Annotated in this window: 23 protein-coding genes and 1 tRNA gene; 7 read left to right on the top strand and 17 right to left on the bottom strand. The window is 70.6% G+C overall.

The window, feature by feature from the left end:
• Positions 1–12: 12 nt before the first annotated feature.
• Positions 13–234 carry a zinc ribbon domain-containing protein gene (locus ABZ016_RS01335; protein ID WP_356914467.1) on the bottom strand — a complete coding sequence of 74 codons (222 nt, stop codon included), beginning with the start codon at positions 232–234 and terminating at the stop codon, positions 13–15.
• Positions 235–602: 368 nt separating this feature from the next.
• Here ABZ016_RS01335 and ABZ016_RS01330 point away from each other — a divergent pair, with 368 nt between their 5' ends.
• The 3 genes from ABZ016_RS01330 (at position 603) to ABZ016_RS01320 (ending at position 5,267) form a co-directional block, all read left to right on the top strand.
• Positions 603–2,654 (top strand): transglycosylase domain-containing protein, encoded by a 2,052-nt coding sequence (locus ABZ016_RS01330; protein ID WP_356914466.1) that lies wholly within the window; start codon positions 603–605, stop codon positions 2,652–2,654.
• A gap of 54 nt (positions 2,655–2,708) precedes the next feature.
• Positions 2,709–3,983 carry a hypothetical protein gene (locus tag ABZ016_RS01325; RefSeq protein WP_356914465.1) on the top strand — a complete coding sequence of 425 codons (1,275 nt, stop codon included), beginning with the start codon at positions 2,709–2,711 and terminating at the stop codon, positions 3,981–3,983.
• A 114-nt stretch (positions 3,984–4,097) separates the two neighbouring features.
• Entirely contained in the window at positions 4,098–5,267 is a 1,170-nt protein-coding gene (locus ABZ016_RS01320) for an amidase domain-containing protein (protein ID WP_356914464.1), read from the top strand.
• 18 nt (positions 5,268–5,285) lie between these two features.
• Here ABZ016_RS01320 and ABZ016_RS01315 read toward each other — a convergent pair whose 3' ends face one another.
• Positions 5,286–6,686 (bottom strand): hypothetical protein, encoded by a 1,401-nt coding sequence (locus ABZ016_RS01315; RefSeq protein ID WP_356914463.1) that lies wholly within the window; start codon positions 6,684–6,686, stop codon positions 5,286–5,288.
• 74 nt (positions 6,687–6,760) lie between these two features.
• Complete coding sequence (locus ABZ016_RS01310) at positions 6,761–7,558, bottom strand: DUF4097 family beta strand repeat-containing protein (protein WP_356914462.1); 798 nt, start codon at positions 7,556–7,558, stop codon at positions 6,761–6,763.
• A 200-nt stretch (positions 7,559–7,758) separates the two neighbouring features.
• Here ABZ016_RS01310 and ABZ016_RS01305 point away from each other — a divergent pair.
• Positions 7,759–7,830, top strand: a tRNA-Val gene (locus ABZ016_RS01305).
• Positions 7,831–7,951: 121 nt separating this feature from the next.
• Here the strand turns inward: ABZ016_RS01305 and tgmC are convergent.
• The 9 genes from tgmC to ABZ016_RS01260 all read right to left on the bottom strand — a co-directional run bounded on the left by tgmC (position 7,952) and on the right by ABZ016_RS01260 (position 14,657).
• Positions 7,952–9,070 carry an ATP-grasp peptide maturase system methyltransferase gene (gene tgmC, locus ABZ016_RS01300; RefSeq protein ID WP_356914461.1) on the bottom strand — a complete coding sequence of 373 codons (1,119 nt, stop codon included), beginning with the start codon at positions 9,068–9,070 and terminating at the stop codon, positions 7,952–7,954.
• Positions 9,067–10,014, bottom strand: coding sequence for an ATP-grasp ribosomal peptide maturase (gene tgmB, locus ABZ016_RS01295; protein ID WP_356914460.1), 948 nt, complete (start codon positions 10,012–10,014; stop codon positions 9,067–9,069). Before tgmB ends, tgmC begins: the two co-directional genes overlap by 4 nt.
• Complete coding sequence (gene tgmA / locus ABZ016_RS01290; RefSeq protein ID WP_356914459.1) at positions 10,011–10,304, bottom strand: putative ATP-grasp-modified RiPP; 294 nt, start codon at positions 10,302–10,304, stop codon at positions 10,011–10,013. The genes tgmB and tgmA overlap by 4 nt, the downstream gene beginning before the upstream one ends.
• Positions 10,288–10,494: a hypothetical protein gene (locus ABZ016_RS01285; RefSeq protein ID WP_356914458.1), complete on the bottom strand. Its 207-nt coding sequence runs from the start codon at positions 10,492–10,494 to the stop codon at positions 10,288–10,290. Before ABZ016_RS01285 ends, tgmA begins: the two co-directional genes overlap by 17 nt.
• The gene (locus ABZ016_RS01280) at positions 10,491–11,108 is read right to left on the bottom strand and encodes a hypothetical protein (protein ID WP_356914457.1); all 618 of its coding nucleotides are present in this window, start codon (positions 11,106–11,108) and stop codon (positions 10,491–10,493) included. Before ABZ016_RS01280 ends, ABZ016_RS01285 begins: the two co-directional genes overlap by 4 nt.
• 57 nt (positions 11,109–11,165) lie before the next feature.
• Positions 11,166–12,416 (bottom strand): helix-turn-helix transcriptional regulator, encoded by a 1,251-nt coding sequence (locus ABZ016_RS01275; protein ID WP_356914456.1) that lies wholly within the window; start codon positions 12,414–12,416, stop codon positions 11,166–11,168.
• Between the two features lie 212 nt (positions 12,417–12,628).
• Positions 12,629–13,273, bottom strand: a complete 645-nt coding sequence (locus ABZ016_RS01270; RefSeq protein ID WP_356914455.1) for a hypothetical protein — start codon at positions 13,271–13,273, stop codon at positions 12,629–12,631.
• Between the two features lie 98 nt (positions 13,274–13,371).
• The gene (locus ABZ016_RS01265; RefSeq protein ID WP_356914454.1) at positions 13,372–13,938 is read right to left on the bottom strand and encodes a hypothetical protein; all 567 of its coding nucleotides are present in this window, start codon (positions 13,936–13,938) and stop codon (positions 13,372–13,374) included.
• 197 nt (positions 13,939–14,135) lie between these two features.
• On the bottom strand, positions 14,136–14,657 hold the full coding sequence (locus ABZ016_RS01260; protein WP_356914453.1) for a hypothetical protein: 522 nt from the start codon (positions 14,655–14,657) through the stop codon (positions 14,136–14,138).
• Between the two features lie 158 nt (positions 14,658–14,815).
• On the opposite strand from ABZ016_RS01260, the gene ABZ016_RS01255 reads away from it, so the two are divergent.
• Together ABZ016_RS01255 and ABZ016_RS01250 are read left to right on the top strand one after the other, a co-directional pair.
• The gene (locus tag ABZ016_RS01255; protein WP_356914452.1) at positions 14,816–15,232 is read left to right on the top strand and encodes a DUF6153 family protein; all 417 of its coding nucleotides are present in this window, start codon (positions 14,816–14,818) and stop codon (positions 15,230–15,232) included.
• Positions 15,233–15,343: 111 nt separating this feature from the next.
• The gene (locus tag ABZ016_RS01250; RefSeq protein WP_356914451.1) at positions 15,344–16,015 is read left to right on the top strand and encodes a DUF305 domain-containing protein; all 672 of its coding nucleotides are present in this window, start codon (positions 15,344–15,346) and stop codon (positions 16,013–16,015) included.
• 11 nt (positions 16,016–16,026) lie between these two features.
• Here ABZ016_RS01250 and ABZ016_RS01245 read toward each other — a convergent pair whose 3' ends face one another.
• Together ABZ016_RS01245 and ABZ016_RS01240 are read right to left on the bottom strand one after the other, a co-directional pair.
• Positions 16,027–16,380: a hypothetical protein gene (locus ABZ016_RS01245; protein ID WP_356914450.1), complete on the bottom strand. Its 354-nt coding sequence runs from the start codon at positions 16,378–16,380 to the stop codon at positions 16,027–16,029.
• Between the two features lie 51 nt (positions 16,381–16,431).
• Positions 16,432–17,337, bottom strand: coding sequence for a 2-dehydropantoate 2-reductase (locus tag ABZ016_RS01240; RefSeq protein ID WP_356914449.1), 906 nt, complete (start codon positions 17,335–17,337; stop codon positions 16,432–16,434).
• A gap of 118 nt (positions 17,338–17,455) precedes the next feature.
• Between ABZ016_RS01240 and ABZ016_RS01235 the strand changes: the two genes are divergently transcribed.
• On the top strand, positions 17,456–17,686 hold the full coding sequence (locus ABZ016_RS01235; RefSeq protein WP_345659424.1) for a DUF2277 domain-containing protein: 231 nt from the start codon (positions 17,456–17,458) through the stop codon (positions 17,684–17,686).
• Between the two features lie 17 nt (positions 17,687–17,703).
• Here the strand turns inward: ABZ016_RS01235 and ABZ016_RS01230 are convergent, their stop codons facing one another.
• The 3 genes from ABZ016_RS01230 to ABZ016_RS01220 all read right to left on the bottom strand — a co-directional run bounded on the left by ABZ016_RS01230 (position 17,704) and on the right by ABZ016_RS01220 (position 20,995).
• The gene (locus ABZ016_RS01230) at positions 17,704–18,309 is read right to left on the bottom strand and encodes a VTT domain-containing protein (protein WP_356914448.1); all 606 of its coding nucleotides are present in this window, start codon (positions 18,307–18,309) and stop codon (positions 17,704–17,706) included.
• 221 nt (positions 18,310–18,530) lie between these two features.
• Positions 18,531–18,983 (bottom strand): DoxX family protein, encoded by a 453-nt coding sequence (locus tag ABZ016_RS01225; RefSeq protein ID WP_356914447.1) that lies wholly within the window; start codon positions 18,981–18,983, stop codon positions 18,531–18,533.
• Positions 18,980–20,995, bottom strand: a complete 2,016-nt coding sequence (locus tag ABZ016_RS01220; RefSeq protein WP_356914446.1) for an FAD/NAD(P)-binding protein — start codon at positions 20,993–20,995, stop codon at positions 18,980–18,982. The genes ABZ016_RS01225 and ABZ016_RS01220 overlap by 4 nt, the downstream gene beginning before the upstream one ends.
• Between the last annotated feature and the right edge of the window lie 179 nt (positions 20,996–21,174).

Raw genomic sequence — 21,174 nt, 5'->3', positions numbered from 1 at the left:
TGAGGAAACGGGTCAGCCGCAGCAGCCGCCTCCGCAGCAGCCCCCGCCTCCGCCGCCCGCGCGGGGCGCCGGGGCCGGGGCGGAGGCCGAACCGGCCACCGAGACGGTGGAGAGGAGCTTCACCGTGTCGTCGTGGCCGGAGGGGCAGGCCGCGGGTGCGGAGGACTCCGCCATGGGACGGCTCAGTTCGAAGGTGTCGCCGCAGGTCCGGCAGCGGTACTCGTAGCGAGGCATGCCCCCAGATTAATCCGCGGCAACCGAAACAACGCCCTTCGGGATTCCATTTGGATCATTCTTGTCCGCACCACTGTGGAGAACCTGTAAAGGCCACTGGTAACTTTCGATCGTCGCGATGAGCCGTAAGGCCGGGGGGATGGGGGGCGCGCTGCCGTCGACCACGGCAGCCACGCTCTTCCGCGCGAGCACCATCGTAAGCGGGGAGGGGAGTCACAGCCGTGACCAGGGCTGGGTGGGAACCGGAAGAGACCATGCAGTTGAAGGCTCCCCCTTCCCTGCATGCGGAACATCCGAAACGTGCCGAAAATCCCGAACACGTTGCACGTGTCGACGAAACCGTGCAACTGCGTGCGCCCTCAGGCGGGATGAAGAGCACCGTCGACGGATCCGACCGGTCGCGCCGTCGTCGCAGGGCCCCCCGGCCTTCCCCGGTGTCCCGTCTCCGCGCCACCGTCGGCCCCAGGCTGACCCCCCTCGTCGCCCGCGCGGCGCCCTACGCCCGCCGCCTGCGGCCCCGGTACCCGCACGCCGACCGCACCGGCTGGCGTCGCTGGGCGCCCTCCTGGCGGCAGTGGCTCGGTGCCGTGCTGACCTTCACCGGACTGGCCCTCGGCTTCCTGGGCGCCGCCTACGCCGCCACCGACATCCCGGAGAACCTCAACTCGTACGCCACCCAGCAGGACAACGTCTACTACTGGTCCGACGGGACGCCCATGGCGCGCACCGGCTGGGTGCGGCGGCAGGCGATGCCCCTGAAGGACATACCCGAGGACGTCCGCGACGCGGTGCTGGCGGCGGAGAACGCGAGCTTCTACAGCGACCCCGGCATCTCCTTCAGCGGCCTCACCCGCGCCCTGTGGCGCACCGTCGGCCAGGGGGACACCCAGGGCGGCTCCACCATCACCCAGCAGTACGTCAAGAACGTCTACCTCAACCAGGACCGCTCGGTCGGCCGCAAGTTCACCGAGGCCATGCTGGCCCTCAAGCTCGACAACGGGATGAGCAAGGACGACATCCTCGAGGGCTACCTCAACACGAGCTGGTTCGGCCGCGGCACCTACGGCATCCAGCGCGCCTCCCAGGCCTACTACGGCAAGGACGTCGGCGAACTCGACGCCGGTCAGGCAGCCTTCCTCGCCTCCCTCCTCAAAGGCGCGGGGCTCTACGACCCGGCCCTGAGCAAGGCCAACCACGCCCGGGCTGTGGAGCGCTGGTCCTGGATCCTCGACCGCATGGTCGACAACGGCATGCTGTCGAAGGCGGAGCGGGCCAAGTACAAGGTGTTCCCCGAGCCGCTGAAGCGGTCCCCGGGGTACGACACCGGCAAGCAGAGCGACTACCTCGTGGAGCTGGCCGCCCAGTACGCCAAGAAGGCCGCGCACATCTCCGCCAAGGAGTTCGACCTCGGCGGCTACCAGATCTACACGACCTTCGACCGCAAGCAGGAGACCGCGCTCACCGACGCCGTGGTCAAGGCCCGCAAGCAGGCCCGGAAGGACGACGCGGCCAAGGCGAAGACGCTGCACTTCGGCGCTTCCTCGGTGGCCGCCGACGGGCGGATCCTCGCCGTTTACGGCGGTCCCGACCACCGCACGCAGGGCTACAACGAGTCGAACGCGACCACCGTGCCCGCCGGTTCGGCCTTCCTGCCGTTCGTCTATGCCGCCGCCCTGGAGAACGGCGTGCACAGGACGCGTGACGGCGCCGCGACCGAGGTCACCCCGCAGACGCTGTACGACGGGGACGACAACATCCCCGTCACGACCCCCGAAGGGCCCTACTGGGACCGCGGCGGAAAGCAGGTCAAGGCCCGCAACGACGGCAGACGGTCCTACGGGCGGATCAGCCTGAGCCGGGCGCTCGCCCTGTCGGTGAACACGCCGTTCATGCAGCTCGGCATGGACACCGGCCTGGATAAGGTGCGGGACACCGCTCAGGCGGCGGGCCTGCTCTCCTCCAGCTTCGGCCCGCAGGTGCCCGGGATGTCGCTGGGCAGCGCCACACCCAGCGCGATCCGCATGGCGAGCGGATACGCCACGTTCGCCGCCGCCGGCAGGCATGTCGAGCCGTACTCGGTGGCCCGGATCACCCGCAACGGCTCCGGGGTCCCGCTGGCGAAGCCGGCGTCCCGCCGCGCGGTGCGGGCGAGCGTGGCCGAGGCGGTCCAGTCCGCCCTCACGGACGCCTTCCGCACCGCCCACCCCGGCGCGGACCCGACCACGGAGGTGGCCGGGAAGGCCGGCACCGTCCAGAACGACACCGCGTCCTGGTACATCGGCACGGCCCACTCCGTGTCGACAGCCGTCGTGGCCTACCGCATCGACCTCACCAAGAGCCTCGAACCGCTGCCGTTGCAGGGGATCGTGGGCGACAGTGTCCCGTACCGCATCTGGTCCGGTGCCCGGGGCCTCGGCTGACCCCGTGCCCGGCACCACCGCACCACCTCACCCCCCTCGCAGAATGAGCCGCGCATGAAGTCACCGTCCGGCCGCCGCCGCAGACCCCGCGCACCCCGCCGCGCCACACCCCCGGGCATACTGACCCTGGCGGCCCTTCTCGTCGTCGCGGCCCTGGTCTCGGGTTACCTGGCCCTGACCCGCTCGGACAGCACCACTCCCACCGCCTCCTCCGGCGCCCGCAAGGGAACCTCCAAGGGGCACCAGGAACCCCCGTGGGACGGCAAGACCAAGGTCCTCGGGGACGGCTCCACCTCCTACACCGGCCCCCCGAAGGGGCAGTTGAAGCCGGTGCCGCTGAAACCCGGTGAGAAGCCGCCCCAGTTCGTGGTCTTCTCCTGGGACGGCGCGCTGCAGGGCGACGACGGGCTCTTCTCGCACTACCGGGAACTGGCCGAGCAGTACGACGCCCACATGACCTTCTTCCTCACGGGCATCTACCTGCTGCCCAAGAGCAAGAAGGACCTCTACTCCCCGCCCCAGCACGCCAAGGGCTCGGCGGCGATCAGCTACGCCACCGACGAGCACATCCGCACCACACTGGAGCAGCTCGGCGAGGCGTGGCAGGACGGGAACGAGATCGGCACCCACTTCAACGGCCACTTCTGCGGCAAGAAGGGCGGCGGCGACTGGAGCGTCGCGGAGTGGAAGAGCGAGATCGACCAGTTCTACGACTTCGTCGAGAAGTGGAAGACCAACACCGGCTTCCAGAACGTCGACCCGCTGCCGTTCGACATCAGGAAAGAGGTCACCGGCGGGCGTGCGCCCTGCCTGGAGGGCCAGGCGAACCTGCTGAAGGCCGCCAAGGGCTACAAGTGGCGCTACGACGCCAGCTCCTCGGGCGACTTCCAGATATGGCCCCGCAAGAAGGACGGCATCTGGGACTTCCCGCTGCAGATGCTCCCGTACGAAGGCGGCAAGTACCAGGGCCTGTCGATGGACTTCAACTACCTCTACAACCAGTCCGACGGCGAGACCGAGGGAGACCCGGCGAAGTACCCCGAGTGGGAGGAGCAGACCGTCGCCTCCTACATGGCCGGCTTCAACCGCGTGTACTACGGCAGCCGGGCCCCGCTCTTCATCGGCAACCACTTCGAGGACTGGAACGGCGGCATCTACATGAAGGCCGTCGACCGGGTCGTCAAGGACATCTGCACGAAGAAGGGCGTCAAGTGCGTGTCCTTCCGGGAACTGGCCGACTGGCTCGACGTGCAGAAGCCCGAGACGCTGCAACGGCTGCGGACCCTCGACCCGGCGCAGTCGCCCGACTGGTCGACGGTCGTGAGGTAACAGGGGCGGCTCCCTGAAATAACGGACTCAACACCCTTCACAATGGCCACACATTTCATGCGAAGATCTGCTACCCCGGCAACCTTTGGCCGGGGCAAGAGGGGAAAAACACCAGTGAAATCACGGAAGTTGAACGTGACGCGCCGCCGCGTCACGATACTCGGCGCCGCGGCGACCTCGGTCGTCGCGGGAGTCGCCCTGCTGCCCAACTGGAGCGCCGGCGCGGCGGTCATCGACGATCCGACCGTGGACGCGCGGACCAAGGCCACCTTCCAGCGCCTGGCGGACGCGGTCTTCACCGACCGCACCGACGCCCTGGTCACCGGCGAGCAGGGGGATCGCGAGAAGCCGCTGACCGGCGGCTTCTCCGGCGACGTCAAGCTGTCCTCCGGCACGGCCCGCTCCGAGGACGCCACCCTGTCCGGGCTGGGGCAGCGTAAGGAGAAGCTGGCCAAGGCCGGCGAGAAGTACCGCAAGGCGAGCACCACCGTCACCCTGAACGCCACGCGGGTGACGGGCCGTACGGCCAAGGCGGCGGTCACCGAGACCACGACCCTGACCTACGCCGCGGCCCGTGGTGACGCGCCGCGCACCACCGGCTTCCAGGCCCGGCACGAGCTGACCTTCAAGGCCGACCGGCAGGGCGACTGGCAGCTCACCGGCATCCGCGACACCGACCAGGGCGGACTCGCGGTGAACACGCTCTCCAAGCCCGCCCCCGTCAAGGCGACCACCGCCGACGACACCATGCCGAACGCCCCGCGCGCGGCGACCACCCGCAACCCGGCCGCCGTCCCGAAGACGGGCACCACGTACGACTACAAGGCCATGGCGTCCTACGCCGAGAAGTACTGGAACGTCTACAACAAGGACTACCCGGACTTCAACGGCCATGGCGCCGGCGGCGACTGCACCAACTTCGTCAGCCAGTCCCTCAAGGCGGGCGGCTGGAAGCACGTCCCCGGCTACGTCTACGACTACACCAAGTGGTTCGGCAACGCCGAGATCCAGTCGGACTCGTTCGTCGGCGTCAACGAGTGGTCCTGGTTCGCCCAGAACTCCAAGCGGACCAAGCCGCTCGCCAACGTCTACCAGCTCGAGGTCGGCGACGTCCTCCAGATGGACTTCGACAAGGACGGGTCCAAGGACCACACGATGGTCGTCACGTACAGGAGCGGCGGCGTGCCGTACGTGACCTACCACTCCAACAACACCCTCCGCAGGTCGGTGGCGAGCCTCGTCGCGTCGTACCCGAACGCGTACTACTACGCCTACCGCACCTGAGACCGGGCGGGGCCGGGCTCAGTGTCCGGCCCCGCGCTCCTCGCGGATCCGGCCCACCACACCGGCCGCCGTCTGCCGGATCGCTTCCGTCTCCGTCAGGAAGTGCCAGTAGTCGGGGTGCCGGCCCTCCAGGCCGGCGATCGCGCGATCGAGGCGGGACACCGCCTCGTCCAGGGGACGGGCGTGACGCGGGTCGGGGGTGTTGCGGCCGGACATGGCCAGCCGCTGGGCGTCGCGGAGGGCGAAGCGGGTGCGTTCGATCTCCTGCTGAGGGTCCTTCTGCACGGCGTTCAAACGGTGCAGGCGGTCGCCGGCGGCCGAGACGGCCTCGTCGGTGGTGTTGAGAAGGGTCCGCACGGTCGACAGCAGGGCCGTCGCGTCGGGCCAGCGCTGGGCGGCGCGGGCGGTGTGGGCCTCGGCCAGTTTGGTCTCGGCCTGCCGGACGTTCTCCGCGGCGATGTCGGGGACGTGCTGCAGGTCCTGCCAGCAGGCGGCGGTGAAGCGGCGGCGGAGCTCGCTCAGGAGGGGTTCGACCTGCTCGGAGCGGGTGGTGAGGGCCTGCGCGCGGGTCCGCAGGGAAACCAGCCGGTGGTCGATCTCGGCGGCTCTCTCCGGCAGCCGCTCGGCCTCCACCCGGATCGCCTCGGCCTCGCGTGTGACGCGCTCGGCCCGCTCCAGGGTGTCGGGCACGCCGTGCCGGCCGGCGCCCTGGTTCAGCTTGGTCAACTCCGGGGAGAGGGCGGCGAGACGCGCGGCGAGGTCGTCCGCCGTCAGCCCCGACGACCGTGACGAGTCGAGGGCGCCCGAGGCGGCGAGCAGGGCCTGGCGGGCGCGCTCGACCGCGGGGGCGAGGCGGGCCAGCTGGGTCTCCGCCTTGCCGAGCAGCGGACCGAGACCGTCGGCGAACCGGTCCAGCTCCTGCTTGACCCGGCCGAGTTCCTCCTTGGCGGCGGTCAGCTCGGAACGGGCCCGGGAGGCGGCCGAGGCCTCCAGGTCGTCACGGTCGAGGTCGTGGGCGTCGACGGCGTCGATGTAGCGGTGGCTGACCTCGTCGATACGCCGCCCGAGCGCGTCGAAGTCGGCGACGGCCCGCCGCGCTGCGGGGGAGTCGTCGACGGCGCTGATCGTCTCTATCGAGATGCGCAGGTCGCGCTGCGCGGTGTCGAGCTCGTAGAAGGCGGCCGCCGCGGCGTCCTTCGCGGCCTGCGCCTCGGCCCGCTGGCTCTCGGCACGGCCCCCGAACCAGCGCCGGGTGCCCCCGCCCGCGAAGGCGGCGGGCAGCGTCAGCGCGGCCAGCAGCGGCAGTCCGATCAGGGTGAGCGTGTCGCGCAGGGGTGCCGGGGTGCGGGGGAGGCGGCGGCGCGGGCGGTGTGCGCGCGGCGCCGACGGCGAGTACGGCTGTGCTGGTGTCGCCGTCACATCCCTCTCCCGTGCTGTGGTCCACCCTGCCCGGTGTCATTCTCCCACCGGTTAAGGACGAACACACGGGCCGGTCAGTTCACCGTTCGGACCATGACATTGCCGTCGCCGGTGTGGGCGGACACGACATGGGAGCTGTTCTCGTCCCGGGGCACGGCCACCTCCGCACCGCCGTCGCCGGTCTCCGTGGTCACGCGGTAGGCCGCCTCGGGCAGCGCGATGGTCACGGAGCCGTCGCCGCTGCGGGACTCCACACGGTCCGGAACGACCCCCAGTTCGAGGCGGACCGAGCCGTCGCCGGTGCGGGTGCGGACGTCACGGGAGGAGACGTCGGCACGGATGGATCCGTCGTCGCTGCGCAAGCTCAGGGGGCCGGTGGTGTCGGTGACGCGGATGGAGCCGTCGCCCGTGCGGATGCTGAGCGGGTCCCGGAAGCCGCGGGCGCGCACGCTGCCGTCGCCGTCCTCGACCCTGACGGTGATGCCACGGGGTACCCGGATGCGGTGCTTGGCGGAGCAGTCGACGATGAAGCCGGAGCACGTCTGCCGCAGCACCAGGCGGTCGTCCCGCATGGACCAGGTGACCTTGGGCTCCTTGCCGACGACCACCGAGCCCTGGAACCACCGGGTCACCTCGACCCTGTCCGCGGGACCGGCGTCGGCGGCGACGATCTCGAGGGCCGAGTCGTCGGAGTCGACGGTGAGCGTGCGGCCCTCCAGGGCGAAGGACCGGTGGTCGGGCTCCGTGTCGTCCCCCGCGGACGCCCCGCACGCGCTGAGCCCGGCGACGAGAACCACGACGACCCCGGCGACGGCCACCGCCCGGGCGGAGACGGGGCGTGCGGTGCCGGCGGTACGAGTGGTGCGGGCCATGACGATCTCCCCCTGAACGGACGACGGACGCCTCTCGGGCGCTCTACGACCGTAGGGAAAGGGGGCCCGCCGGGGGATCCGGTCCACTCCCGGATCCCGGGTGGGGATAACCCCCGGAACGGGCGGCGATACGGGTTTGCGGGACCGTGCCCCGGGCAAGGTAGGCTGTCGACTCGTCCTGGCCTTGTGGTCCGGGAGCCGGGTGCGTAGCTCAGGGGTAGAGCGCCTGCCTTACAAGCAGGATGTCGGCGGTTCGAAACCGTCCGCGCCCACGGTACTGCGTAGCAGGTCAGAGGCCCCCCAGGGATTACCCGGGGGGGGCCTCTTCTGTGCCCGGGGTCCACAACGAGTCCACTCCCCGAACGATCATGGCGAGCGGGGGCGGACCGGGGGTCACCAGTGGATCGCCTGGCCCTCCGGGGTGACGCTGACGGTGAACTCCTCCAGCGCCGGTGCGCCGGCAGCACGCCAGCGACCGAACTGCTCCTCCACGGCGTCCCACAGGGCATTTGGTCCGCCCTGCCGGACGAGCCACCGACCACAGTCCTCGTAGACGGCGGCCCACGAGCCGGACTCGACGTCGATCAGAACGTCCTCGGTGCGACCGCCCCGATGCAGAGCCACCCGTTGGGCGCCAGGTACGGCGAGCTGTGCGACGAAGCGGGCGGTCCAGTTGCTCAGCGGTTCCGCCCCGGCGGGGGTCTCGTGCTCCTTGCCCTCGCCCAGGTCGGGGAGCAGCCCGAGCGGCGGCGGCAGGTCCGGGCGGGCCAGCATGAAATTGACGCCGCCGCCCAGCAGCGGCCCGGAGGCCGTGCCGTCCTCGTGGACCGTCAGCCGTGCGAGCTCCGAGGAGCCGAGCCACCCGCCGACAGTCGCCAGGATCAGACCGCCAGGCCTGGTCTGCTCGAGCCATGCCGCCGGTACCGTGCGCACCCCGCATGTGGCGATGACCCGGTCGTACGGGGCGTCCTCCCTGTGGCCGAGGAGCCCGTCGCCGGTGACGAGGCTGGGGTATGTCCCGAGACGGCCGAGGGTCGTCCGTGCCCGCGACGCTACGTGCTCGTCGTACTCGATCGAGGTGACGTTCCCTGCGCCGAGCCGTGCACAGAGCACGGCGGTCGAGTAGCCGGTGCCGGTCCCGATCTCCAGCACTTTGTGCTCATCCTCGACCTGGAGGTCCTCGAGCATGCGCAGTACAAGGGAAGGCAGGGTGCTGGAGCTGGTCGGCAAACGCATGATCCGGCCGCGGACGTCTTCCGGCACGATCGTGCCCGCGATCTGGGTGACCAGGGAGGTGTCCGCGTAGCAGCCCTCGAGCCACCCCTCGTCGCCTTCGTGCACTGCTTCCCACGCCGTGGGCTCGGCGTCGGTCACCAGGCGGAAGTACCCGCCGCGCAGGAACTCGTGCCGGGGGACCGCCTCGGCTGCGCGCTTCCACGGCTCGGTGCGCAGGCTGCCGGTCGCCGTCATGCTGTCGAGCAACCGCCTGCGGAGCTGTGCTTGATCGGTCACGTCTTCCTCTCCAGAAGGTCTGCCAGGGCTGCGCACATGGGCAGACCCGTTTCGAGTTCCAGCCAGTACCACTGGCCGCTCGGGTTGCACTCCAGGAACCACCATCGGCCGTCGTCGCCGATGGCGAAGTCGAAAGCCCCGAAGATCAGCCGGAAGCGGTTCATGTAGTGGTGGAGCGCCGGCCGGATTCCGGGCGGGGCTTCGACTGGGGTGTAGGTGAGCTCGCTGTAGTCGGTGCGCCAGTCGAGCAGGTCGGAGTCGATACGGACGCAGTACACCTCTTCGCCGATGACGGTCACCCGCACGTCGGCGACCTTGTGGATCCGCTCCTGGAAGAGATGTGCCGTGCCCGCGACGGCGTCGTCGATGTCCGCTGGGGAGACCTCGGCGACTTTGACGACGGACGAGACATTTTCGACTCGGTAGACCGGGTTGTGCAGCGGCTTGTAGATGACCGAGGCGTGCGACTCGACGAACCGGCGGGCGGCGTCGGGGCTGGACGTGATGAGGGTGGGCGGCACCAGGAACCCGGCCTCGGCCGCTGTGGCCAGCCCGGCCGGTTTGAACTCGGCGTCGCCGATGCGATGTGGGTGGTTGACGTAGAGGCATCCGGGCAGTGACGCCAGGACTCCGCCCAGTCCGTACCGGGCCTGTGTGGTGGCGAACCGGGCGTCCTGCTCTTCGAGGTGCGGGAACGCGAACCCGGTCGGCCGGCGGTAGTACAGCGCTCGAACATTGGCCAGGTGCGCTGTGCGGGAAGGAGTGTGCAGGAGGCCTCGTAAGCCGTGCCCGGTGATCTCTGCCTCCACCGACAGTGATGCGGGGAAGTCCCCCGAGTCGAGCCGCACGACCGGAACGTCCCGATTGTGCAGCTCGTGGATCACCACGTCGGCGGTGGGGTCGTGCAGGCTGGTGACGACCAACACCTGACGTGGATCACTCACTGGTCGCTGTCGCTCCCCGAGTCCGTGTCCGTCGAGGGCTGGCCCGACCCGTCCGGGCTCGTACCCGTCGCCGGGCTGGTACCGGTGCTGGTGTTGTGCTTGCCCATTTCCATGACCTGACCGGCGCTGTCATAGAACACGGCGGTCTGCGTGGCCGGATCCAGCTCGGCGCGGACGGCGGGGGCCATGGTGGGGTAGGGCGCCATGCGGGTGATCCCCCACGGTCGGGCGGTGTTAGAGCCCTGCGGGACCGCCGGGCTCGTGGGCAGACGGTCAGAGTGGACGAACATGCCTCTCCCAGTGTCGTGATTGCCGGTACTTCTCGTTGAGCTGGTCGATGGCCTTGCAGGGCAGGTTGAGGTTCCAGCCCTGCTCGTCCACGGCCGAGCACGTTGCGCAGGCGATGGAGTGATTTGCCAGGCGCACGAAGGCTGTCGCCCACGGGACGTCGTCGAAGGATGGGTGCACGGTGCCGGTCACGCCTCAGGCTCCGTGGCCATGAAGTGCCTGCCGGCGGCGATCAGCCGGGCGACTGCCAGCGGCCTGCACAACATCGCGGCCGAGACCATCGGCACCGACCAGTAGGAAGCCAGCCCAGGGGTGCCCTCAACGGCGTCGAGTCTCGGGACTCCCAGGTAGCTGCTGCGGCCCAGGCAGTCGACATCCATGGCGCGCCACTCGTCGACTGCCTGATGCCATGTCGTCGGCATGACGGCGGGGACGAGGGCGTAGTAGCGCTCGTGGCGGGGGTCGCAGATGACGGGGCCACTGTCGAGAGCATCGCGCAGGAACGAGTCCAGCTGGGATACCTCGGTGGTGGCAGCGAGGGCAACCACCAGACGCTTCGGGACTCGTACAGCAGAGAACAGCGTGCCGAGCGGCAGTATTGCCACGCCGTTCTGCTCCCACTCCAGTTGAGCCCGGGCACGGCTGGATGCCGCGAGGGCCGACAACATCCAGTGCTCCGTGGCCAGGCGGCGGTCCGCGATGGGGTGGAGCAGCACGCCGGGGACAGCCTCGAATGGTCGTAAGGCGTGCTGGCTGTAGTCGCTGGTCATGCTCGCGCCTCTTTGGTCGCATGTGGTCTGACTCACACAAGCGACCGTAGAGGCCCTCAACCAGCAGCAGGGGCACAGAATGTGCCCCCTTGGTTACGCTGCGAGCAGCTCCAGTTTCACCGCCAGTTCCGAAGCGCGCCGACGACGAGCCGGGCTCTTAGCCTCAGCCTCTTCCAGCACGATCCGCTTCGCGTACCCGTTGTACTTGATCGTCTCTGGTGCGGCCTCGTACGCCTGGTTGAGAGTCGCCAGTGCCACGTCCGGCTGGCCGTCGAGCTGGTAGCCGCGAGCCTCCTCGATCCGGTGCCGAGCCCGCCGCGGCCGTGACGGGATGGCGACGGAGTCGGCGGCAGCCGCCTGTCGTACGGACTCGCCACCCGCATGCAGTTCAACGGCGATGGTGACAGCGTGGGCGCCCATGATGGCCCGAGAGAAGCTTGTGACCGGGTGGTAGTACGACTCGGGCAGCCTGGCGGCCATGTCGCGGGCCTGGTCCCAGTACCTCCACGCGGTGCCCGTCTCACCACGGCGTGCTGCGGTGTAGCCGGCCTCGAAGGTGAGTGCCCCGGTGATGGCGAGGACGTTGTCGTCGGCGTCCGGCAGCAGCGGCTCCAGGAAGGCGAGAGTCTCCAGGTTCACGGTATCGGCCGCGTCGAAGTGCGCAGGCCCGGAGTCGCGGTGTGCCTGCGCGGCGAGCCATGCGGCGACGCCGATCGCGTGCGGGTCCTCGGACTCCTGCGCAGCGACGAGCCCTCGGTCGGCGACGCGCCACAGAAGGGCGGGGTCTGGCTGGTAGGCACAGAAAAACTGGGCGAGGGAGTACACCTCGGAGAGGACGGCGTGCGCTGCACGACGGTCGGTTCCAGTATCGGCCTGGCGCACGGCGGCTTGGGCGTCACGGATCAGGTCGGGCAGCAGTTCGCCGAGGACTTCTCGGTGGTTCGGCGCGGAGTGGCGGGCGGCCCATGCGTGGGCGAGGCGAGCGCGGAGATGTGCGGCAGGTGGTGCTTCGCACCGGGTCGCAAGGGGGAAGGCGTCGACGGCGGCCTTGACCTCAGGGAGGCGCGCGTGACCGGGGCCGGTGAACAAGTCGATGTGCACGGACTGATCTCCAGTCAGGTCCGAGAGATCCCGCACACGAAGAATCTCGGCAAGCCGGAGAATCACTTCGAGCCGCGGTGTCTTGAGACGGCCGGTCTCCACGCCCTTGACCCAGGAGCCGGACCGGCCGGCGAGCCCTCCAAGCTGGTCTCGTGTAAGGCCCTTGCGGGTGCGGAGAATCTGGAGCCTCTGTCCGAAGACCAAAGGGTCGGCGTACGGGTCCGGGGTAGCGTCAGATGGCACGGTCTCGCCCCTCTCTGTACAGGTCGCACTGCCAGGGTATGAGGGCGGGGCCCTTTTCGTGCGAGCGCTCTGCGACTCTCAGCGCCCGTCGGGCTGAGTTCCTGCCCCAGCATCGATCGGTGGTCCGCACAGGCGCACTGGGCGACACGATCCGGGTGTGCGAAGGCCCGGCCGGGGAGCGGAACTCGGCCGGGCCATTCAGTGGCGTCAGGTCAGCAGGACTCCTCGAACTTCACCGCGGTGAAGGTCACGGGCTGCCCGTCGAGCTTCGCCCCTGCGGCCGGCTCCTGCGTGCACACCTGCCAGTTCGACTCCATGAGCACCATACGGCCCTGCTCTGAGGCGTCGTTGACGGTGATGCTCGTGGAACTGTCGAGGGCCGCGCGGGCCACCTTTACGGCCTTGCCCTTGAAGTCCGGCATCGTGCCGCTGGCGGCTTCCGGCGCTGCGCCCGCGTCCTCGGCCGGGCAGTCTTCTTCGAGCTTGACCGCCGCGAAGTCGACCTTGACGTCCGTCGGGTGCTCGCCGGCCTTGGGGCTTTGGGCACACACCTTCCAGTTCCGGTCGAACGCTTGCATGCGTCCGCGGCCGAGGGCGTCGTGCGAGGTGAGGCTGTAGAAGCCTGCTCCCTGGGCTTGGTCTTGGGCGGACTGGAGGCCCTTGCCTGCCGTGTCGGGCAGTGACGCTGTCTCGGCCTTCTTGGGCGTGCCGGTGTTGTCGGCCTTGTCGTCGGCGGTCGGGATGCTCTTGGAGCTGCTGCCGCTGCTGTCGCTGCTGCTGGTATCGGTGCCTTCGCAGGCGGTGAGAGCGAGCAGTGCAGCGGCGATGAGTGCGGCCGCGGTGGCGCGCTTCGTCATGGTTCCCCCCACAGGTGATGCATGTGCTGAAGGAGCATCATGCGTCATGTGAAGAGCGCGTGAGTACTCCGTGATGTTGCTGTGGTACGACTTGACGCTTACTGCCCCTGGACAATCACGTCGGAGATCTCCACCGATACTTTCGAGCTCGCTGAAGCGGTGCTGATCACGGAAGGCGTGTAGTTCAGGCTTGTCCGGTCCGACAGTTCAGCCGTTTTGATGACCGGACCGGACTCGCCGCCGCGGATTTCATAGGTGATCTCGTACACGACGTCCGGGTCGATGTCCTCGGTGAGACCCAGATAGGTCAGCCTCGGCTCAACCGTCATGTTGCAGCCCGCCGACCCGAAGCACTGCCGCTCGGTGGTGCGCAGCTCGATCGTGAAGCTTTCGGCGTCGATCTCACTGTATGTCGGCTCCGGTTCAGGCTCCTCCGTGGCGGCGGTCACCATGTCCTCGCCCGGGGTGGTCGACTCGGCGGCGGTGGCGGGCTTGCTGTCCCCGTCATTGGACTGCACGACCACGATGCCGGTTGTGACGATCGCGGCGATCGCGGCGGCGGCCGACCCGATGATGATCGCGTTCGTGCGGGATTTCGAGGGCTTCGGTGGCTCGGTGGGGAGCGGCGGCGGGAAGTCGGGCTGTGGCGGCATGGGTGTGCTCATGGTCCCCCCAGGTGGTGCGTGCTGTGCTGCGCGATGCGCTCGCGTGCTGGAGGCCGTGCCGGGGACTGCAGCGGCCGTCGGTGGCCCATCAGGGGCGGAATCCGACTCGGAGTCCCTCGGACCTCGAGAACCGGGCGGAGAGGTCACCGGATGCGGAGGCCTTCCGGGGAGATTTCCGGAAGGCCTTCTCCGTGTGGTCAGTAGTTCGCGTTGGCGAGCAGTTCGCCGTCCTTGTCGTAGACGGTCACGAGGCCGTTCTTCGACTCGTAGCAGGACGTGAACGCGGAGGCGATGAGCTTGCCCTCGCCCTGGTGGGGGCCCATCAGGCCGCCGGTGAAGTCGGTGAAGACCTCCGCCGAGTCGAGGATGTCGTTGCGCTTGTCGGCGCCGGTCACCTTCGTGACGTGCTCGGCCGCGGCCTTCTCGGTGTCCGTGCCGTTCTTGGCGACGCAGGCCCGGAACTGCTCGGCCTGGGGCTTCGCGTCGGCCGGCTCGGCCTTCTGGGCCCGATCGTCCTTGGGCTTGCTGTCGACGGTGGCGGCCTTGTCCTTGTTCGACGTGTCCTCGCTGCCGCCTCCGCCGCCCGTGGCGACGGCGGCGACGACGAAGAGGGCGATGATGCCCGCGCAGCCGAGGCCCGCGATCTTGCCGACGCCGCGCTTCTTCGGCGGCTGGGGCGGACAGGGCTGGGTCGGCTGCTGCGGGTACTGCTGGCTCATGGGGTCCCCTCGGGTCATTCGGGTCGTGCGGTTGGATGACCTGTGGAGGGGAGCGCAGTTGTGGAAGGCTGAACGAGTCCACCCGATCGGGGCGATGCGGCCGCACATGCGGTTGTTACCCGTATGCGCGTCCAGGGCGGCCGCGGGGCCTGTCTAGGATGTGCGGCGTGACCAGCCCCGCGCCGCGCGCCCAGCACCCCGCCGTCCGGCGTCGGCGTGTGCTGTGTGTGCTGGCCCTGTTGGCGGGGCTGTTGGCGATGCACGGTCTGGCACCCGGTGGCGCCGCCCCGCAGCCGCAGCACATGCCGCAGGCGCGCATGGCGCAGCCGTCCGACCGTTCCGAGGCCCAGGACGGCTGTGGCCAGGGCGGGCACTGCGGCGGCGGGCACGTCCAGCACGCCGACACGACCTGTGCCTCGGGTGCCGTCGGGGGTGGGCCGGTGCTGCCCGCGCTCGTCGCCGACCCGGTCGCCGTGGGCGTACCGGAGGACGTCGTACAGGACCACACGGCCGTGGAGCAGGACGGCGCGCGTGCCCCGCCCTCCCTCGCCGAACTCCAGCTTCTGCGGATCTAGACACACCTACGCAGCGTGCCGGCGCCCGTGCCGGTGCGGTGCGTCGCCGTGTCCGAATCCCTTTCCGATCCGTTCCGGATCACAGAAGCACCAAGAAGCAGGAGTTCACGTATGAGCAGCATCCGTACCCTGACGCGCCGGGCCGCCCTGGTCGTGGCGGCGGTCGGCGCCGGGTTCGTCCTCGCCGCGTGCGGCGGGGGCAGTGGTGACGACAACGGCAGCGGGCACGGGGCGCACGCCTCCGCGTCCGCATCCACGGCCGGTGCCCACAACGCCCAGGACGTCTCCTTCGCGCAGGGCATGATCCCGCACCACCGGCAGGCGCTGGAGATGGCGCGACTGGCCGACGGCCGGGCCTCCTCCGCCGCGGTCAAGGACCTCGCGGCGCGGATCGAGAAGGCCCAGGACCCGGAGATCAAGACCATGTCGGGCTGGCTGAAGGCCTGGGGCGAGGACGTCCCCGCGGCCGGAGGCGGCATGGACGGCATGGAGCACTCCGGCTCGGGTCACGCCGGGATGCCGGGGATGATGGGCGAGGCCGACATGACCGAGCTGGAGAACTCCTCGGGCAAGGCGTTCGACACCAAGTTCCTGGCCCTGATGGTCGAGCACCACCAGGGCGCGGTGGAGATGGCCGGCGTCGAGAAGGACAAGGGCCGGTACGGCCCCGCCAAGACCATGGCCGATGACATCGTCACCGCCCAGAACGCCGAGATCGGCGAGATGAACAAGCTCCTCGGCAAGGGCAGCGGCGCCAGCGGCCAAAGCGGCAGCAAGGGCTGACGCCCCGACCCCTACGAGGCTCCGTCGGACTCCTCCGGCGGGGCCTCGTGCGCGTGCTTCAGCTGTGAGCGGGCCGCCACCCGCTCGGGGCCGGTGAGTTCGGACCAGTAGCGGTGGGTGCTGACGAACACCGCGAGCTCGTGCTCCCGCCGCCGGAGCTTCTCCACCTCGGCCTGCTCGTCCGCGCCCCAGCCCGGGGAGGCGGGGCGTTCCACCTTGCGCCAGCCGTTGTCGTCACTGAAGCCGTCCAGCGGCTCCACCGACCAGGGGAGCCGCTTCAGCAGGGCCGACAGCTCGGCCCGGACCTGATGGAGTTCCTCCTGACCGGCGAGGAGGTCACTCGGAAAGTCATAGGTCGTAGCCACGGCCCAATGATACGCCTGTTCGAATTTGGGGGGCGAGTTCCTTCCTGAGGTTCACGCGGGCGGGTGTTCCTTCGTCAGCTCTTGCACCACCCGGGCCGCCACCGGGGCCGCCACCCCGTGCCGCCCGGCCGCGCGGAGCAGTGCCCCGCCGATGGCGTCCAGCTCCAGCGGCCGGCCCGCCTCGGCATCGCGCTGCATCGACGACTTCGTCGCCGGTGGGAAGGCGTCGTAGCGGGCGAGGGCCTGGGCGGGGTCCGCCGGGCCGCCGCACGCGCGGCTGATCGCGGCCGTCTCCTCCACCAGGGCCGTCAGTTCGTCGCGGTGACGGGTTCGGACGTCGCCCAGCGGGAGTCCGTAGCGGGTGGTCAGCAGAGCGAACGGGGCGAGGAACGACATCTTCGCCCACAGGGCCGCCGTCTCGTCGTCCTGGACGCGGGTCGCCGGGCCGGCGGCGGCGAAGGCCTCGGCGAGGGCGTCGAGTCGGGCCCGGGGGACCTCCGCACCGGCCAGGTCGACCTCGGCGAAGGGGCTGGCGTGTTCGATGACGCCCGGGGCGATCCGGGTCGACTCGACGCGGATGACGGCGGGGGCCACGCGGTCGGGGCGGTAGCGGGCGCGCAGGGCGGCCGGGTGTTCCACCCCGTTCAGGAACGGCACGAGGAGGCCGTCGGCGAGCGCGGTCGCGGGGACGCGCGCCAGGGCGGTGTCGAGAGCGGTGTGCTTGACGGTCACCAGGCACGCGTCGACCGGTTCGTGCAGCCGGGTGCCGGCCTCCACCCGGGCCGTGAAGTCGCCGAAGCGGGCGCTGCGGATCCGCAGACCGTCAGCGCGCAGGGCCTCGGCCGTCTCCTCGCCGGACAGGCAGATCACGCGGTGGCCGGCCCGGGAGAGCAGGGCGGCGAGGAGGCCGCCCACGCCGCCGGGGCCCAGGACGGCCACAGTGAGTTCGTTTCCCATGTCGGTTTCCTCTCTCCGGTCGGCCCCGGGACGGTGGCCGCCTTTGAGTGATCATGACAGGAATGGCCGAGGACGGGAATCACTGTCGCGGCGGGGCCGCAAGGGTGAGACTGGGGGCATGTGCCGGAGTATCAAGACCCTGCGTCCGCCCGCTATGCCCGAAGAGGCCACGGAAGCGGACATCCGGGCCGCCGCGTTGCAGTACGTGCGGAAGGTCTCGGGTTTCCGCGCCCCCGCCGCTCACAACCAGGAGGTGTTCGAACGCGCCGTGGAGGCCGTCGCGCAGGCCACGGCCGAACTGCTGGACGGACTGGAGATCCGGGGAGCCGCGGCCCGGCAGGCGAGCTAGCCGGGCCCGGCAGCGGCCTACGAGACCTCGGACGTCCGCGGTGCGCGGCGCATGAGGTACGCCGCCCCGGCCCCCGCGCCGAACAGCGCCCCCACCGACACCACCGTCGCCAGCCAGCTCGCGCCCAGCCAGTGGGCGCCGAACCAGCCGAGCGCGACGCTGTACGCGGCCCAGGTCAGGCCCGCCAGGGCGGACCAGGGGAGGAAGTCGCGGGGGCGGCGGTGGGCGGCGCCCGCGCCGAGGGAGACGACCGAGCGGCCGGCTGGGGCGAAACGGGCGAGGACCACGAGTGCGCCGCCGCCCCGGGCGAGGGCCGCGCCGAGACGTTCCTGCGCGGTGGTCAGGCGGCGGGAGCGGGAGATCGCCCGGTCCAGGCGGTCGCCGCCGCGCCAGGCGAGGCGATAGGCGGCCAGGTCGCCGAGGACGGAGGCGGTGGCCGCGCACAGGGTCAGGACCAGGACGTCGGGAACGTCGGTCGCCGACCCCGCGGCCGCCGCCGTGGCCGCCGTGATCACCAGGACGCCGCTGGGCAGCACCGGCAGGAACACGTCGAGCAGGACCGACAGGGTCACCACCACGTAGATCCACGGACTGCCGGCCAACGCCCCCACTTGCTCCAGCACCGCAACTCCCCGTGACTCCCCCGTAGGCCTGACCGTGCCGCAGTGTCGCGGGGGAGCGGCAGGGGCGGCCGATGACAGCCATACAGCGTACGCCCGGGGTGTGACGGGTGGTTCACGGGGGGCTCGTACGTTCGGTACCGGGTGTTCACCCCCGTGGACGCGAACGGCGCCTGCCCGCGCCCGCGGGAAGGCGCCGTTCCACGAGGTGCCGGCCGGTCGGCTCAGGCGGCCACGGGGGTCTGGTCCGTGGCCCGCTGCTCCTGCGTCGAGGTGCGCTTGGCGAGCAGCCGGTCGACGCCGAACGCGCCGGAGCCCGTGAAGATCAGCAGGAACATGGCCCAGCAGTACATGGCCGCGCCCTCGCCGTTGTTCTCGATGGGCCACAGACCCTGCGGCTGGTGGACCTTGAAGTAGGCGTACGCCATGGCCCCGGAGGAGATGAAGGCCGCGACCCGGGTGCCCAGACCCAGCAGCACCAGGATGCCGCCGACGAGTTCTATGACGGCCGCGTACCAGTTCGGCCAGGCGCCGGTCGGCGCGGTGCCGCCCTTGCCGTCCGCGCCGCCGAGGACGCCGAAGAGCGCGACGGCGCCGTGGCAGGCGAACAGCAGACCGATGACGATCCGGAACAGTCCGAGAGCGTACGGCTGCGCGCCGTTGAGGCGAGCGGTCATGTGGGGGTCTCCTTCGGACGGCCGGCCCGGGGTAGGCCGGTCGGGGGACAGAACCGATGAGTAACCCACGTTAGGTGTGCCTCACTAATGCTTGCAAGTTCAACATTTGGCCACTGGTTTACCTCCGGCTGGAGCTCCCTCTCGCCCCTAGCTGCACGTAGAGCCGCTCTCGCCACTGCGTCCGCGTCCGAAAGTGTGACCGAATCCACCCCTGGCCGGGCCCCTGCCGCGGTCACCCAGTGCACGCCCTCCGTCGGCACCCCGAAGGCGAACCGCCTTGCGTGCGCGTCTCCTTGACGGTCAATCAGATGATAAGGGCGCGGGGTCACATCCAACCCCCCTGTCTCGTGACCGTCGACGGTGTGCGGCCGGCACTGCCCGGTCCGCAGCAGCCCCGCGAGGAGCTCGTCGGCCGTGTGCCGCAGGTCGGGCTCCGGAAGCCGGGCCTCTATGAGGGTTGTCACTCGGACCGAAGAGCCCGGTATGTCGGGGGAGTACGCCGTCCAGGCTCCGTCCGCGTCCGCCACCCGCAGTCGCGGCCCGAGCACCCGCACCACACCCGCCTCCACCAGGGCCGCCAGCTCCTCGATGCGGCGCCGGGGCGGGCCGATCGACAGGAAGGCGTTGAGCGGGGTGTACCAGCGGTCCAGATGGTCCCGGCGGGAGGCGCCGGCGATACCGCCGTGGTCGACGATCAGCCGGAGCTCGTTGCGCAGGTCGCGCAGCACGTCCAGGGCCGCCTTCGACGGTCCGCGCACATTGCCCAGGGCGGCCTGCGCCGCGTCCTCGCGCAGGTACGACAGCAGCCAGTCGCGCCACTCGCCGGGGTGCGCGAAGCGCCGTCCGGCATACGGGCGGGAGATCCGCTCCCAGCACCAGCGCTCCTGCGCCGGCACCCCGAACTCGTCCAGCAGCAGGGCCTCTTCGGGATCGCCGTGCGGCACGGCCAGGAAGCGCTCGACGAGCTCCCGGCCCCGTCGCGCGGGCGCCCCCGGTCGTCCCGGCAGGGCGGCGTAGTAGACCGCCTCCACCTCCTTCGCCACCAGCGGCCACACCTCCGTCAGGAAGTCCGGCGCCTCCCCGGAGTCCGCGCGTTTGCGGAAGCCCGCGATCACCTCAGGGGTCAGGACCAGCGGGACGTGCCGGCCGTACGGCCCCTTCGCGTTGTCGCCCCGCGCCTGGTACGGGATCCCGCGCCGCGACCCCGCGTACAGCCGCGGTTCGCGGCCGGAGGGCAGATAGCGCAGGCCCCGCGCGTCCGGTACGAACCGCCCGCCGCGGCCGGTCGTCAACAGGGCCGTGTGGTCGAAGAAGTTGAGGCCGAGGCCGCGCAGCAGGACGGGTTCACCGGGGGCTACCGAGGACAGATCGACGTCGGCGGGATTGGCCGGCGGGACGTGGCGCAGTCCGTGGTGCGCGGCGTGGGCCGCGAGACGCCGCAGGTCCGGGTCCGCGGTCGTCGGAAGATGCCCCTGGGCCAGGACCACGGCGGACAGGCCGGTCAGGACGCGGCCGTCGTCGAGGGCGAGGGTCTGGTGGCCGCCGGGGGTGTCGTCGAGCCGGACCGCGCGTGCCCGGTGCGTCTCGATGCGCACACCCTCCGGCGCGTCCCCTGCGACCCGCGCGAACACCCACTCCAGATAGCGGCCGTAGTCCGCCCTCGCCGGGTACTCGTCCGGGCCCAGCGTGCCGCGCGCCCACTCGTGCAGGCTCGGACCCGGGCGGATCGGGCCCGAGCAGTCCACGCTGTCGTCGGTGAACAGGGTCACCTGGCAGGCCACGGTGTTCATCAGCAGCTCGGACGACTGGCCGGTGCGCCAGACGCGGCCGGGGCCGGGCGGGTCCGGGTCGATCACGTGCACCGTCAGCCGGGCGCCGGGCGGGAGGAGCTCCGGGGCGGAGGCGCAGAGCCGCTCCAGCACGCTGGTGCCGCGCGGCCCGGCACCGACCAGGGCGACGGCGAGGGGTGGGGGGTGCTCGGCCGGTACGGATTCCTCGGTCGACGCAGGCAAGGGTGGGACTCCCGGGCGTGTGGGGGCGCGTGTCGGCGGGTCCGCCGGTGGGGAAGCGGACGGTCCGCCTCATCATGCCGCCGCCGGGAGCGGGAACCGAGGCCGGTGGGAAAGGACGGGCGCTCGCTGTGGGACGCGTCACGAGCATCATGGGGCACAGCGGGACAAGCAGGGGGAAC

The sequence above is a fragment of the Streptomyces sp. NPDC006372 genome (assembly GCF_040612515.1).
Classification (GTDB): Bacteria; Actinomycetota; Actinomycetes; order Streptomycetales; family Streptomycetaceae; genus Streptomyces.
This window is presented reverse-complemented; position numbering and strand designations above follow the sequence as displayed.